This is a genomic window from Treponema denticola (assembly GCF_024181605.1).
Lineage (GTDB): Bacteria > Spirochaetota > Spirochaetia > Treponematales > Treponemataceae > Treponema_B > Treponema_B denticola_B.
On sequence record NZ_CP054477.1, the window covers coordinates 1 to 15,394 of the forward strand.

At 37.0% G+C, this 15,394-nt stretch carries 9 protein-coding genes and 2 tRNA genes; 5 read left to right on the forward strand and 6 right to left on the reverse strand.

Features of this window, described 5'->3' with window-relative positions:
• Complete coding sequence (dnaA, locus tag E4N80_RS00005) at positions 1 to 1,404, forward strand: chromosomal replication initiator protein DnaA (protein ID WP_253699562.1); 1,404 nt, start codon at positions 1 to 3, stop codon at positions 1,402 to 1,404.
• A 45-nt stretch (positions 1,405 to 1,449) separates the two neighbouring features.
• Here the strand turns inward: dnaA and E4N80_RS00010 are convergent, their stop codons facing one another.
• On the reverse strand, positions 1,450 to 2,742 hold the full coding sequence (locus tag E4N80_RS00010) for a Fic family protein (RefSeq protein ID WP_253699563.1): 1,293 nt from the start codon (positions 2,740 to 2,742) through the stop codon (positions 1,450 to 1,452).
• 185 nt (positions 2,743 to 2,927) lie between these two features.
• On the opposite strand from E4N80_RS00010, the gene dnaE reads away from it, so the two are divergent.
• The gene (dnaE, locus tag E4N80_RS00015) at positions 2,928 to 6,377 is read left to right on the forward strand and encodes a DNA polymerase III subunit alpha (RefSeq protein WP_253699564.1); all 3,450 of its coding nucleotides are present in this window, start codon (positions 2,928 to 2,930) and stop codon (positions 6,375 to 6,377) included.
• 39 nt (positions 6,378 to 6,416) lie between these two features.
• Positions 6,417 to 6,998, forward strand: a complete 582-nt coding sequence (locus E4N80_RS00020; RefSeq protein WP_253699565.1) for a YggT family protein — start codon at positions 6,417 to 6,419, stop codon at positions 6,996 to 6,998.
• Between the two features lie 2 nt (positions 6,999 to 7,000).
• On the opposite strand, the gene E4N80_RS00025 is transcribed toward E4N80_RS00020, so the two are convergent.
• The 5 genes from E4N80_RS00025 to E4N80_RS00045 form a co-directional block, all read right to left on the reverse strand.
• Complete coding sequence (locus tag E4N80_RS00025; protein WP_253699566.1) at positions 7,001 to 8,710, reverse strand: DUF5312 domain-containing protein; 1,710 nt, start codon at positions 8,708 to 8,710, stop codon at positions 7,001 to 7,003.
• Between the two features lie 83 nt (positions 8,711 to 8,793).
• Positions 8,794 to 8,865: transfer RNA gene (locus tag E4N80_RS00030), tRNA-Glu, on the reverse strand.
• A gap of 15 nt (positions 8,866 to 8,880) precedes the next feature.
• Positions 8,881 to 8,951 (reverse strand) — tRNA-Gln (locus tag E4N80_RS00035).
• Positions 8,952 to 9,216: 265 nt separating this feature from the next.
• A complete protein-coding gene (locus E4N80_RS00040) occupies positions 9,217 to 10,974 on the reverse strand; it encodes an ABC transporter ATP-binding protein (protein WP_253699567.1) in 1,758 nt (585 codons plus the stop codon).
• The gene (locus tag E4N80_RS00045) at positions 10,968 to 11,366 is read right to left on the reverse strand and encodes an SPASM domain-containing protein (RefSeq protein WP_253699568.1); all 399 of its coding nucleotides are present in this window, start codon (positions 11,364 to 11,366) and stop codon (positions 10,968 to 10,970) included. Before E4N80_RS00045 ends, E4N80_RS00040 begins: the two co-directional genes overlap by 7 nt.
• Positions 11,367 to 11,727: 361 nt before the next feature.
• Between E4N80_RS00045 and E4N80_RS00050 the strand changes: the two genes are divergently transcribed.
• Positions 11,728 to 13,518, forward strand: coding sequence for an ABC transporter ATP-binding protein (locus E4N80_RS00050; RefSeq protein WP_253699569.1), 1,791 nt, complete (start codon positions 11,728 to 11,730; stop codon positions 13,516 to 13,518).
• A 17-nt stretch (positions 13,519 to 13,535) separates the two neighbouring features.
• A complete protein-coding gene (locus tag E4N80_RS00055; protein WP_253699570.1) occupies positions 13,536 to 15,365 on the forward strand; it encodes an ABC transporter ATP-binding protein in 1,830 nt (609 codons plus the stop codon).
• Positions 15,366 to 15,394: the final 29 nt, after the last annotated feature.

A 15,394-nucleotide genomic window follows, 5' to 3' on the forward strand; every position in this document is an offset into this window, starting at 1 on the left:
ATGAGTGAATGGGATTATAAAATTTTTTGGGATGAAGCTGTTAATCAGTTTAAGGAAGAATTAGCCTTTTCTATATTTTCTATGTGGTTTTTACCGTCCAAATATGAAAAATCGACGGAGAATTCAATAGTTTTGGCTGTGCCTTCACAGTTTTTTAGGGATCAACTTGTCTCAAAGCACAAAAAAGCTATCGAAAAGAAGCTTTTTGAGCTGTCCGGTAAAAAGTTGTCTATAGAATTCATTATCAATAAAAATTCTGCAAATTCCGAGGAGATGGAGGAAAATACAGCTATATCCGGCTCTGTATCAACTGAAAAAGGAGCAAAAAAAAAGCAGAAAACGGTCAAAAATGAAGATAATGGGAGAGGCCTGCATCCCGATTTAAGACCTGAGTATAATTTTGAGGACTTTGTTGTAGGTCCGAATAATAACTTTGGAGTAAATGCCGCTATAGCGGTCTCGACAAATCCCGGAACGGCTTATAACCCATTTTTGATTTACGGAGGGGTAGGCTTGGGGAAAACCCATCTTATGCAGGCTATAGGAAACAAAATATGGAATACGACAAAGCTTAAAGTTATTTATGTAACGGCAGAAAACTTTACAAACGAATTTGTCGAATGTGTCCAAAAAAAGATGATGCCTGCTTTTAAAAGTAAGTACCGAAAGGCCGATGTCCTTCTCATAGACGATATCCACTTTTTTCAAGGAAAGGTAGAAACTCAAGAAGAGCTTTTTCATACTTTTAATGAGCTCTACGAAAAGAATAAGCAGATTGTGTTTACATGCGACCGTCCACCCTCAGAACTTAAAAATCTTTCACAGCGTTTAAAATCCAGATTTGAAAGGGGATTAAATGTAGATTTACAGACCCCGGCTTATGAAATACGTTATGCGATTCTTTTAAAGAAAATGGAAAAACACAGCACAAAAATTCCGAATGAAGTCATCGACATGGTTGCAAAAAATGTTTCTTCAAATGTCCGTGATTTGGAAGCGGCCTTAACAAAACTTATCGCCTATACGGAACTTATAAAAAAAACAATGGACGAGGCTACGGCAAAGAATATTTTAAGAGATTTTTTCGGATCAGCCCGCCAAAGGAATGTTACCATCGACCTCATTCAAAAAACGGTAGCCGATTATTTTAGTATTTCAATTTCGGACATTAAAAGCAAAAAGCGCACCAAGAGCTTTTCGTTTCCGCGCCAAATTGCCATGTTCCTTTGCAGGGAAATGACCGAGTGTTCTACCACGGAGCTGGGTAACGACTTCGGAGGCAGGGACCACACGACCATCTTGCACGGTTGTAACAAGATTGAAGAGCAAATTGCTGCCGACCCAAGTTTAGAAAAAATTATACATGAACTTAGAAATACGATAAAGGAAAATACGAATAAATAGATGGGCATCTCTAAAAAACTTGTTGGATAGTTCAGACTTTTTAGTTTACGGTACGTTTTCCAACAAAGAGTCAAAAACTTTCGATCTTACATAGGCTCTTTTTACTTTATTAAGATTTATTTCCGATAAGAATTCGAGTTTTACCAAACCTTCCAAATCGCTTCGAGCTGTGAAGTTGGATACGGCAAAACGGTTTTCTATTTCACGGACTGTCAGCATAATATCCGGATTTTCCCGTACGATTTGAATAATTTCTCCCTGCCTTTCATTGATTCCGTTGATGTAACTTAGCAGTAAAGGATTTTTATTTTCTTGGGTTTTGCGGTTTATGTAAACTTTTAGATCTTCAAATGCTTTTTTGATTGTACGCAGATTGTACAAAATAAAATAAGTGAGATCATTTTCGTCGTACTCGGTATATAGAAAAGCCTTTTCGTACATTCGTTTTGTTTTATAGATAATGCGTGAAATAGGCATATATTCAATAAGCAAATACCCATGTTTTATCATGTACCAGTAGAATAGGGATCGTGCAGTACGCCCGTTTCCATCGGTAAATGGATGTATATAGGACATAATAAAATGAATGATAATCGCCTTTATTATGGGATGGATAAATATTTTATCTTTTCCATTAAAAAATTTTTCTAAATCGGAAATCAGCTCTTTTAATTCTTGATAATCAGGCGGACAGTGAGCAGTTTCTCCTGTAAGCCCATCCATTACGATGATATTATTATGTTCACGAAACTGACCTGAATCGGTTTCATTTTCCAATGTTTTTTTTGTCATTGAATGATGTATATCTTTTAAAATTTTGACCGAAAAATTTTTATATATATTTTCTTTTATGTAATTTATTGTTTGATAGTTATTTAAAATCATTTGTTGGTCTTTATTTTTAGGCTTTTCCTTTTTGCGCAGCATATTTTTTGCAACCTTTCTTGTGGTCGCAGCTCCTTCCATTTGGCTTGAAGCAATAGCTTCTTCCATTATAGATGAAATCAGTAAAGTATTTTTATTTTCGTAAGGAAGAATGTGAGATGTTTTAAAGTTTCCTCCGATATTCATATCAAAATAGTGAAGCAATTTGATTATTTCGTCATTTACCGTAAAACTGAATTTATATTTACCGAAGGTTAAAAAAGTACGATTAATCCGGCGAAGTTTCTTAATAGCGAACCATAGTTCTTCAGGGTTGATATTGGGTAAATGGAAATATTTTACCTTATCCCAATAGGGATAACCTGCATTTAGCTTTTCTATCTCAGGTTCAAATGCTGTTTGAGAGGTTTTTTTTTCTTGCTCTTTTGTAATTATAGGCGGACGTTCCAGCATACTTATATAACAACAGTGGTGTAAAATAGTTTCAAATTTCTTCTTGATTTTTAAAGAATCAAGAAGTTTCAAGAGGTTTTAAATCTTCCGGTTTTTCTTTCAGTTTTATTCCGATTGGCAGCTTGGGTGTTTTTCTTTTTACAAGTCTTGAAAAAAAGGGCATTTTGTGGTAGTCTTAAAGCCTTATGACTGTCGATTATGTTCATCTTCATGTTCATTCCGATTTTTCTCTTTTAGATGGAGCGGCTTCGGTCAAAGCTCTTGCGGCAAAGGCTGAAAAGCTGGGACAGACAGCCCTTGCATTGACCGATCACGGCAATATGTTCGGGGTTATAAATTTTTATAATGCCTGTAAAGAAAAAAATATAAAACCCATAATCGGCTGTGAGTTTTATGTGGCTCCCGAAAGCCGGTTTGAAAAAAAAGAAACTCCGGGCGGAAAAAAATACTACCATCTTATCCTCTTGGCGAAAAACGAAACAGGATACCGCAATTTAATGGTGCTTTGCTCTAAGGGATATACTGAGGGCATGTATTATAAGCCGCGTATAGATGATGAGCTTTTGGCACAGTATTCGGAAGGGCTTATATGCTTGTCGGCCTGTCTTGCAGGAGAACTTCCTGTTCTTTTATTAAACAGCGAAAAAGAAAAGGCCGAAGCCCATGTCCGAAAATACCGTGAAATTTTCGGTGCCGAAAATTATTTTATCGAGCTTCAAGACCATGGACTAAAAGAAGAAAAAAAGGCTTCCAAACTTTTAATCGAGATGGCCCGCAAGGTCGGTGTTCCTTTGGTTTTGACCAACGATATTCATTATGTAGAACAAAAAGATTATATAGCTCAAGATATTTTAATGTGTATCGGAATGAAAAAACTTAGAACCGATACCAACCGTATGCAGTTTGAGGGAAACGAATTTTATTTTAAGTCGGGAGAGGAAATGGCTATGCTCTTCCCCGAATATCCCGAAGCAATTTTAAACACTGTCCGTATTGCGGAAATGTGCAATTTGGAAATCCCTCAACCCGGTCCCATTCTTCCGATATACAAAATCCCTGAAGATTTTAGCTCAAAGGAAGACTATATCAGGCATCTGGCTGAGGAAGGCTTAAAAAAGCGTTATCCCGTCATTACCGATGAAATAAAGAACAGACTTAACTATGAGCTCGATATAGTTATAAAAATGGACTTTGTCGGCTATTTTTTAATTGTTTGGGATTTTATAAACTGGGCAAAAAATAACGGAGTACCCGTAGGCCCGGGGCGCGGTTCCGGAGCCGGTTCAATCCTTGCATACTCTTTGCGGATTACCGACATAGATCCCCTAAAGTACAACCTCCTTTTTGAACGCTTTTTAAATCCCGAACGGGTTTCGATGCCCGACTTTGACGTAGACTTTTGCTTTGAAAGGCGACAGGAGGTAATAGAGTATGTGCGTCAAAAATACGGGGACGAAAATGTCGGTCAGATTATTACCTTCGGAACCTTAAAGCCTAAGGCTGTCGTAAAAGATGTGGGACGGGTTTTAAATATTCCGCTTGCCGATGTAAATGCCATTACAAAGCTCATACCTCCAAAACCCTTAACGGACGGTATAAAAGAGGTTACCTTAAAATACGCTGTTGATGTAGTTCCCGAATTAAAAGAGATGGCTGAAGACTCTCAATACAAAGAGCTTTTTGAAATAAGCATAGCTCTTGAAGGCCGAAACCGTAATTCCAGTCTTCATGCTGCGGGTATCGTTATAGGTAAGACAGCCTTAACCGACTACGTTCCGCTTTACAAGGATTCAAAAACCGGAAAGGTCGCGACTCAGTTTACAATGGACTTAATCGAAAACTGCGGCCTTGTAAAGATGGACTTTTTAGGCCTAAAAACCTTAACCCTTATAAAACATACCGAAGACCTAATCCATAAAAGAGGCGGAGACTGGTTAAAATTTTCTATAGGCGATATTGATTATTCGGATGCTGCTACCTTTAAGATGTTAAGTGAGGGATTGGCGGCTGCAGTTTTCCAGTTTGAAAGTCAGGGAATGCAAAATATTTTAAAGCGTGCAAAGCCTTCCAAAATGGAAGATCTGATTGCTCTAAATGCCTTGTACCGTCCGGGGCCTATGGATTATATCAACCAATTTATCGAGTCAAAATTCGATAATTCTAAAATCAAATATCCCGACCCTTGCCTTGAAGATATACTTTCCGAAACCTATGGAGTTATCGTTTATCAGGAACAGGTTATGCAGGTTGCCCAAAGGATAGCCGGCTACTCTTTAGGTCAGGCCGATATACTCCGCCGTGCTATGGGAAAGAAAAAAATCGAGGTTATGAAAACCGAAAAAGAAAAGTTTATTAAGGGTGCACAAGAAAAGGGATTCAGCAGGGAAGACGCCGATAGAATCTTTGAGATTCTTATCCCCTTTGCAGGCTACGGTTTTAATAAGAGCCATGCAGCCGCCTATTCGGTTTTAGCCTTTCAAACAGCCTACCTAAAAGCTCATTTTCCGGCAGAATTTATGGCGGCTAACCTTACTAACGAAATTACCTCGACCGACAAGCTTCCCGAATACATTGCCGAAGCCGAAAAGATGGGCCTTAAGATTCTTCCCCCCAATGTAAATTTGTCCGATCCCTATTTTAGTGTTTCCCCCGATGGAAATATTATTTTCGGCCTTTTGGGAATCAAGGGTGTCGGAATGCAGGCGGCTCACGAACTTGTAGAAGAACGCGAAAAGAACGGCAGGTACAAGTCGTTTATCGACTTTTTGGAAAGAAACGATTTGCACACTCAAAACAAGCGGAACCTTGAAGTTATGATTAAAACCGGCTGTTTTGACGGCTTGGGGCAGGAACGTTCTACATTGATGGTAAACCTTGATGCAGCAGTTGCTTACGCTTCCCAAAAAAAAGAAAACGAAAGTACGGGGCAGGGAAGTCTTTTTGAGGGCTCCGGCATAAAAGAGTTTTCGGATTTTGTTTTTGAAAAAATCGAAGAGTTTCCCAAAAAAGAAAAACTGAGGCTTGAAAAAGAGCTGATGGGCTTTTATATTTCAGGACACCCTCTGGATGAATACCGAAAGGTTATAGATAATTCCGCTACCTTGGATATTTCACATCTTGCACGCGCTACCTCAAAAAAAAGATATGTTCTTGTGGGTATGCTTACAGGAGTCAGACAGCATCAAACAAAAAAAGGTGCGATGATGGGTTTCGGAACCTTTGAAGACTTAAACGGAACATTGGATTTGGTTTTCTTTCCAAAGACTTGGGAAAAATATAGGGCTGTTCTTTTACCTGAAACCGTCTGCGGCTTTGCCGGCTCCGTCGATAACAGTGACGGGGAGTCTCATTCCTTTTTGGTAGATGAAGTTTTGGAAATTGATAAGTTACAGCAAAAGGCTTTAAGCGAAGTTCATATTGAGCTTGATGAAAATATAACATCGGCAAAAGAATTGACAGGTTTAAAAGACTTCTTATATGAGCGGTCAGGGAATTGCGAGGTTTATATTCATGTAAAAGATGAGGATAAGGCTTATATAATTAAAGCTTCTCCTCAAATTCGAATTCCTTCAACTCCGGAATTTATAGAAGAATTAAATATGCAGTTCGGGGTTGAACAAATTTGGCTTGAATAAAAAAAATGATTAAATTAAAGTATAGGTAGAGAGGTTTATATGATATCATCACTTTTTAATACATTTGGTTTTGCGGTAAAGATTTATTCTTACCTTTGTATTGTTTATATTTTTCTTTCGTGGTTCGGTTCCAATTCACGAGGCGGTTTTCTTTATGAAATTTGTGATCCTTACTTGAGCTGGTTTAGAAGGTTTAAATTTACTCAAATCGGAATGGTAGATTTTTCGCCTATTTTGGCCATCGGGATTTTATCCCTTTTTTCCGGTGTGTTATTCCAAATTGCAGATATGCGGACATTTTCAGTTTTGGGAATTATATTAAACCTTGTAGGTATAGTTTGGTCATTTTTTTCATTCTTACTCAATTTCTTTATTATCATATTGATAATCAGGCTGGTGCTTGATTTTTCCGAAAACTACCGCCAAGGAAATTTTGCAGATATGCTCGACAGGTTTTTGTCTCCTGTTTTTGTTAGAGTGCACAAATTATCCGGCGGAAAATTTATGAGCTTGAGAAAACAGATAATCGTATGCTTAATAGTTTTAATTCTTATACGCTTTTTATTGGGAGCTTTCATAGGGTCTTTGAGTGTGATGTTTACCTACTTTAGATTTGTATAAGCTTATAGAGCCTCGGCTTCAAGTTTTTCCGCTAATGAGAGGAGGTTTATGCCTGTATGTATTTGTTCCTTTGCAGCAGCAACTTCCTCGCGGAAAATACCATTATTAACTCCGGCTATAACTGCCCAGTTTGTAATGGTTGCATATGTGCTTGTTTTTCCGCCTCCAAGGATTCCCGTTAAAATCATTTCAACCGATTTTAGAGCGTCAATACTCGAAGTTATAAGCTGCTTTGATTCAGACTCTATCGTGTGCATCAAACCTTCAATTTGATTTTTATTTTTTAGAGTTGCGGTTTTTTCTGCACGTATTTTTGCAAAGGTTGAACCGATATCGCCTGTGGGTGATAAGCGGTTTTCAAACTTTTCAAATTCACCCTTGCGGTGTTCAAGCACATTGTAAGAGGTTGTATACTCATTTAAATTTTCATGTTTGTAGAAGTTACCTTCTACCAAAATTGTTTTTAGGGTATCTGAAAGTTTTTCATTGTAAAAGGAATAAAAAAATGTTTTTAAAAATAAAAAGGGAAGTTCTTTTTTAAATTTGCATTCTACCCATAAATTCCTCCATGGGCAAAACTTCATGGATTCCAAATCTCCTACTTTTAGGAGATTAATCATTTGAACCTTAATATTAAACTTTTTTTGTTCATATGACCAAGTTGACCATTTTTGGTTAAACCTATCATACCAAGCCTGCTTAAAGTAAATAAACCAATCTTCACCGCCTGTTAGTCTATACGGCATCCAATTGATGTCTTTTTTGATGTAGCGGGTAATGTCAAGAAGCGGAACTTGTTTTAAAAAGATTCTTATTGCACTAAGGGCTTCGATAGCATCTTTTACGAATTCGTCCGCTTCTTTTACCATTCTGCTGTCATCATCTATTATTGTCTCTTGCGCATGCATTAAAAATAAGGCTTGCAGAAGGTTATGAGGTATATTTTTTTTGGAATAAAGTATTGATGAAAGGACTTCCATTTCGGGCTGTATTGTAAGGGCTTGGCAGGTAGCATTTGAATCCGATATCATATTAAATCTTAGTAGGGTTTTATCCAATGCCAGAGAGCAGAAGGACTTCATCCACTCTATGGCTTGGGCACATAGGTACATTTCACTTTTTTCTTCATCCGTTAAATTGGAAAAAACCGAATCTATTTTTCTTAAAAAGCCTGTCCTTATGTTTGAGGAAACTTCCGAGCCTATCTTAATTGAAAAAGGATTTGTTTCTTTCATAAGCTTTTCATAGGTTGCAGGTGCAACAAAGGAACTTACCAGCATATAGAAAGAGCCCTTTCCCGAATCATATGCAGAAAGAAGAGATGTAAAAAATAATTGGGTTTTTCGTAAATTTTTTAATTCCGTGTAAAAAACACCCGTATATACATTCTGGTGTATATTTATATACGCTCCGGCCGATCTTTTAAGGCTTTTTGCCATTCTTTTTAATAGTTCTTCATTATATATTACTTTTAAGGGGATGGAACGTAAGAATGACCTTATGGAAAGCCATAAGCGGATTAAAAAAGGCTCGCTTGATATGCCTGCATGCTGGTGTTCTATAATTTTTTCTGAAAGGCTGTTTTTTTCTTCCGGTTGTGCCTTTCTGCTAAATTCTTCCATGCTGTTCTGAATGCTTTCCAGTAAGCTTTGTGTTTCTTCTGTGGATAATGACTTTACTAATTGATCGAATGTTGATAGACTTCTTTCCATATCTTTATATATTATCGTAAATTTTGAAAAAGTCTATAGGGTATCAAATTACTTATTGCGGTATTTTTAACAGATGGGAAAATCGGTCCCTACGGGAATCGAACCCGTCTTTTAAGATTGAGAATCTCATGTCCTAACCGATAGACGAAGGGACCAAAGATATAGAAAAATTCCCCAGGGAGGATTCGAACCCCCACAAGCAGAACCAGAATCTGCGGTGCTACCATTACACAACCGGGGAATAACAAGACAAGAATATATCATCAAATCAAAAAAATGTCAATAAGGGTCCGTAGATGAAAAACCGTAAAGAGGAATCGGCATACTTATAATTCAAATGCTATCGAGGGAATACATTAACCCTCAAAGAAACAGCGTTGGTTATCAACAGAGGTTTGACTGTGGAAAATAAATCCTTAAAAGAACATTTTGAAGTAATAAATCATAAAGAATGTATCAATATGACTGAAAAGTATGTTGAATATCCCATTAATATTTCTTTCACATTATTTATACATATTGGCCTGATTTGAGTACAATTCATTATAATAGGAACAGGAGTTCATCAGGTTTTCATGTGAACCGGAGGCAATAAGCTCACCATTCCTCAAAACTAAAATACTGTCAGCCTTTTTTATACTGCCAAGGCGATGTGTTATAAAAATTGTAATTTTTCTAGCATGTGCCATTATTTTTTCATATATCCGGGCTTCTTGTATTGGATCAATTGATGCCGTTGGTTCATCTACAACAAAAATAGCTGAGTTTTTTTTCAATCCTCTAAGGATCGCTATTCTTTGCCATTCACCGCCTGATAATTCACGTCCACCAAATTCTGTGCCAAGCATTGTATCAAGCCCTTCCGGAAGAGTTTTATAAAAATAATCTCCAAGAATATTAACCTCTTCAGGTGATAATTCAAAATACCCATTATTTCCCGGCAAAATACTTTCTTTTAACAACAACTCAAATTTTGGAAAATCTTGAAAAATAGCAGATATTTTTTTTCGATATTGATGGATATCATATTTTTTAATATCAATGCCATTTATAAAAATAGTACCGGAACTTGCATCATAAAAACGCAAAAGTAATTTTATCAACGTTGTTTTTCCTGCTCCATTTTCGCCAACAATGGCAACTACACTTCCTAATTTTATTTCAAAGCTAATATCTTTAAGGACTGCTCTATCACCATAAGAAAAAGAGACTTTTTCAAAGCGTATTTCTTTTATTTCCTCATCAACCGATAAACCATCATCTGGAATTTCAATACTATCCTTATAGTCCATATAATCAAAAAAGTATTTAATTGTTTGTAATGCCCTGTCAACTTCTGTTTTCCACCCTGCAATCTGAAGAAAAGCATCTGAAAAAACAAAAACTGATTGTAGATATAAAGCGAGCATGCCCACTGTATAAAACACATCTTGTTTTGCAATTACCTTTAAAAAGATATAATACAAAATGGCTGAGGCAACAACAAGCCGGGGAAAAAATCCTAAAAGATTAAATTTTAATGTTTGCAATTCAAATTTTTTCTTTGTGTTATATATCTTATTTTGTATTTTATTATATTGCTGGCTGAATACAGAGAAAAAATTAAAAATTCGAAATTCTTTAGAATAACGAGGATCTATAATATTTCTTCTCAAATACATTTCTCGTATTTGAATTTGGCTAAGTTCTGTTTCAAGCTCTACATCTAAGACTGCGAGCTTTTTTTGTGTAAGGACAGCAGGTATGAGCGAAAAAATAATCGCTATTGGTATCCAAAATTTAATATTTCCAAAAATAAAAAAAACACTAGCGCACTGGATAATATATTGAGAAATATCGGTAAAGCAGTGTAGAAAGTATGGAAACATATTTGAACAAAAATCAAGCCGCCTCTCCATTTCTCTATATTCTTTACTTTCAAAGTTTTGAATTCCGTGGAACGAAATTGTTTTTTTCATTATCATATTATTCATGCGAAGGTGTGTTTTATTATTTAAATTTTGTCTTAAGGTTTCGTTTACTATTAAAGACAGATGCTGCATCAAAAAAGCCCCACCCCAAACCAATGACAAAATTAAAGTATTTTTAGCAAAGTTGGAATGACCACTAGCTGCGTCAATAATCAATTTAAAAACGGTAAGGGATAAAAAAGGCATAAAGCCTTGCAAAAATGTTAGAATTTCAACACCTATAAAAGTAAAAGGCCCCGACAAATAAAAAAGTCTGAGTGCATTGATTATTATCTTGCTCTTTTTATTTAACATTTGTTTCCTCTAATTAAATCCAAATATTGCATCTCCAGATATGCATCAAAATCACCTTTTAAAAAAATACATCTTTTCTTTTTTTCTGTTATCCGATAATTTGTACATCCACCATTGCAAACAAAAACAAGTGGGCAAACTACGCATTCTGGATCATCTAAATACTCACTTTTAATTAAATATTCTGCTTCTATAAAACTATTTTTTACTTCATCAGAAACAACATTAAACATAACTTTATTTATGTCTCCAATATCTAATATACATTTATAAACATCTCCTATCGGATCAAAGATAAAAGAGTCAATATTGTTGGCCCCACAACCAAATAAACCATATTGAAACTCACTTAAAGATAAACCATATGGAAAAGAGCCGTTGCTATCAAACAATGTTAGATTTTCCTGTAGTTACCAAATCACCAACTTCAGCAGAAAATTCTTCATCAACCTCTAATTATTTAGGTACCACGTCGAAACAAAGTTCATTCTGTCAAATAACATAAGGTCTGATGCTTACATTTACATCCCATTAGCCCAATTTTGTCTTTCTTCAGATTCTGATTAACAAAACACTTAGGATTTTTATATAAAATTCTTACTTTCATTGCTTCCTCCTTGATAGATTGTAGCACAGATTTTAAAAAAAACCAAGGTTTTTTGGACCGTAATAGGAATAATTTAGACGAAATTTATATAGCATAAATATTTTTTTTGTGCTAAAATAATAACTTAGGAATTAGAGTATCAAACTATGCAAAATTTAAAAAGACTTTTATCGTATGCGAGAGGGCAAAGCCGGCTTTATCTGCTTGCCCTTATTTTTACGCTTTTTTCGCAAGTGATTGTTGCCATGCAGCCCCAGCTAATCCGGATTACAATAGACTCGGTAATAGGCGGAGCTCCCCTGCCGAAAGGTTTAATATCTCGGCTTGTTGCCTTGTTTAAAAATCACTTAAACGGAACAAGCGGTCTTATTGTGATGGCCTCATTGGTAGTTGCATTTTCACTTATAAGGGGCATCTTTACATTCGGCAGAATAAATATAGCCAGTATTGCAACCGAGCGCTCAATAAAAACCCTTAGAAACAGGCTTTACAATCACATTCAGCTTCTTCCTTATTCTTATCATTCAAAGGCAGAAACAGGAAACTTGATTCAGCGGTGTACTTCTGATGTTGAGACCATCCGTTTGGCCCTGTATTCCCAGATAATGGATACTATAAGCGCCGTGTTTTTAATAATTTATACTATTTACCTGATGGCGCAATTAAACACAAGCCTGATGCTTATCTCTTTTTGCATTATGCCTTTAACATTTTTTTCGTCGGCTATATTTTTTAAAAGAATTCAAAGTCAATTTAAAAAGGCAACAGAGTATGAAGCCTCAATGACTACTGCAATACAGGAAAATTTAACCGGCATAAGAGTCGTAAAGGCTTTTACCCGCCATCAATACGAAATAGAAAAATTTATTAAACGGAGCGAAAAATACCGCAATCAGAATTTAAAGATTAACAACAGCTTTGCTGCCTTTTGGGCCTTTGCCGATTCTCTTTCGATTGCCCAAGTTTTTGGGATAATCCTTTACGGAAGCCTTCTGGCCTACCGCAATGAGATAACGGCAGGCGATTTGGTAGCCTTTATTTCTTATACGGAAATGTTAATCTGGCCTGTCCGCCGTTTAGGCCGAATAATAAGCAATATAGGTAAATCATTTGTTTCGGCAAACCGTATTGAGACTATTTTAAATGAAACGCCTGAAGATATTTTTCCGACAAACGAAAAACCCGAAATTACCGGAAATATAGTTTTTGATTCCGTTTCGTTTTCTTATCCCGAAACGCAAAATCAAAAGATACTCGACAATGTTTCTTTTAGTATTAAAAGCGGACAGACCCTTGCAATCTTAGGGCCTACAGGTTCGGGAAAAAGCTCCCTTGTACATTTACTTGCCCGTCTTTATGAATATGATTCCGGTTCCATCAAAATAGACGGAAAAGAATTAAACACAATAGACAAGGGCTGGATAAGGTCGCAGATAGGGCTTATTTTGCAGGAGCCTTTTTTATACGCCAGAACAATTATGGAAAACATCAAATTAGCTGTGCCTGATGTTTCAGATTCCTCGGCCCGTCATTTCTCAAAGGTTGCTTTTTTAGATGATGAAATAAGTAAGTTTGAAAAAGGTTATGAAACCTTGGTCGGCGAGCGCGGCGTATCTTTATCGGGAGGGCAAAAACAAAGGCTTGCAATTGCCCGAACCCTCATCAAAGACTCTCCCGTTATTATTTTTGATGACTCCCTTTCGGCCGTCGACACCCAAACGGATATCGGCATTCGTTCCGCTCTAAAAGAAGAAAAGGGAAACAAAACTATGATTATAATTTCGCATAGAATTTCAACTATTTGCGATGCGGATAATATAATCGTTTTAGAAAACGGGAAAATAAGCCAAGAGGGCACTCATGAGCAGTTGATAGCTCAAGAAGGTTTATATAAGAGAATTTACGATATTCAAAGTGCTGTACAAGCTAGAGCGTAATTTAAGGAAATAAAATTATGGAAGATTTTGATATAGATAAAGGTAACGAGAAATTTAAAAGCGGAGTATGGAAAAAGGTTCTAAAAGAATTCGGCTATTTTAAGGAACTTTTGATTCCGGGTGTCCTTTTGGGCGGTCTGACAGGAGTCTTGGATATTGTTCAGCCTAAGATGACAAAATATGTTCTAGACACCTTTGTAAAGGGGCGGGATTTAAGTAATTTTAATGCTTCAATCATTTTTACGGGGGTGTTTTTGCTGATTACGGCTGTTTCTACCTTTTTCTTTATAAAATTTATAGGCCATTTGGAAATAAAAATGTGCCATCGCCTAAGAACGAGGTGTTTTACAAAGCTGCAGTCCCTTTCTCTTTCTTTTTATGATAAAAATGCCGTCGGATGGCTTATGTCAAGAATGTCCTCAGATATAAATAAATTATCCGGTATTGTCGCATGGGGGGCAACCGACCTCTTTTGGGGTTTTTGTATGATGATGGCTGTAATAATTGCAATGTTGGGAGACAGCCCTCGGCTCGCCCTCATAGGTTTGGCGGCATTGCCCGTAATTGTGCTTTTCAGTATTTATCTGCGGGGGAAAATTTTAAAAGCCCAAAGGCGGGTACGCAAAATAAATTCTCAATTGACAGCTTCTTATAATGAAGATATTCAGGGTGCTAAGACTACCAAGACTTTGGTTCGTGAAGAACGTAACGCAAAAGAATTCTTATCTAAAACCGAGGAGATGAAAACCGCCTCTATTATGGGTATCTTAATTTCGTCTATCCTTATGCCGACAGTTCAATTAATCGGTGCTGTCGGCACCGCCCTCATGATTGTGTATGGAGGAATTTCGGTTGTTTCGGGTGCTATTACGATGGGCTTGCTGGTTGCCTTTTTTTCTTATGTTACTCAGTTTAATGCACCCTTGGCTGAAGCTGCCGACCTCTTTGCCGAATTTATTTCGGCTCAGGCAGCAGCTGAACGTATCTTCGGGCTTCTTGAAGAGGAGTCCGAAATTAAGGACAAGGATGAGGTTATAAAAAAATACGGCACAGCTCTTTGTCCCACAGGAGAGCAAATGCCGCCTATTAACGGCAGTGTAAAATTTGAAAATGTTTCTTTTTGGTACAAAGAGGGAGAACCTGTATTAAGCGGTTTTAACCTCGAGGTTGAAGCGGGACAGACTATAGCCTTGGTCGGAGCTACGGGAGCCGGAAAATCTACCATCGTAAATCTTTTTTGCAGGTTTTATGAGCCCAAAAGCGGCCGCATCCTTGTAGACGGCATAGACTATACCGACATGAGCGAAAGCTGGATTCACGAAAACCTAGGCTATGTGCTTCAGTCTCCCCATCTTTTTTCGGGAACAATTGCAGAAAATATCAGGTACGGAAAATTGGATGCAAGCGATGAAGAAATTATCGAAGCTGCAAAGCTGGTAGATGCCCATGATTTTATAGTTAAAATGGAAAAGGGTTATGATACGGAAGTCGGAGAAGGCGGAAGCCTTCTTTCCACAGGACAAAAGCAGCTTGTTTCTTTTGCCCGCACCTTGGTAAGAAACCCGCGTCTTTTTGTTTTGGATGAAGCGACTTCTTCGATAGATACCGAAACCGAACAAAAAATTCAGAGCGCCATTACGACCGTATTATCGGGACGCACCTCCTTTGTTGTAGCCCATAGATTATCGACAATAAGAAATGCAGATAAGATAATTGTTGTTGAAGGCGGAAAAATGATTGAATGCGGTAATCATGATGAGCTGATGAAGCAAAAAGGCCATTATTATGAGCTTTATACCCATCAATTTATCAGTGAAGAGCAAAGGTCGCTTAACATAAATAGTTAAAATTATCCTCATTGCTGTTGTCTTTTTGC

Excerpts from the sequence above, each read along its gene's own strand:
- dnaA (WP_253699562.1), top strand. The coding sequence starts at position 1 with ATGAGTGAATGGGATTATAAAATTTTTTGGGATGAAGCTGTTAATCAG.
- E4N80_RS00010 (WP_253699563.1), bottom strand. The coding sequence starts at position 2,742 with ATGCTGGAACGTCCGCCTATAATTACAAAAGAGCAAGAAAAAAAAACC.
- dnaE (WP_253699564.1), top strand. The coding sequence starts at position 2,928 with ATGACTGTCGATTATGTTCATCTTCATGTTCATTCCGATTTTTCTCTT.
- E4N80_RS00020 (WP_253699565.1), top strand. The coding sequence starts at position 6,417 with ATGATATCATCACTTTTTAATACATTTGGTTTTGCGGTAAAGATTTAT.
- E4N80_RS00025 (WP_253699566.1), bottom strand. The coding sequence starts at position 8,710 with ATGGAAAGAAGTCTATCAACATTCGATCAATTAGTAAAGTCATTATCC.
- E4N80_RS00040 (WP_253699567.1), bottom strand. The coding sequence starts at position 10,974 with ATGTTAAATAAAAAGAGCAAGATAATAATCAATGCACTCAGACTTTTT.
- E4N80_RS00050 (WP_253699569.1), top strand. The coding sequence starts at position 11,728 with ATGCAAAATTTAAAAAGACTTTTATCGTATGCGAGAGGGCAAAGCCGG.
- E4N80_RS00055 (WP_253699570.1), top strand. The coding sequence starts at position 13,536 with ATGGAAGATTTTGATATAGATAAAGGTAACGAGAAATTTAAAAGCGGA.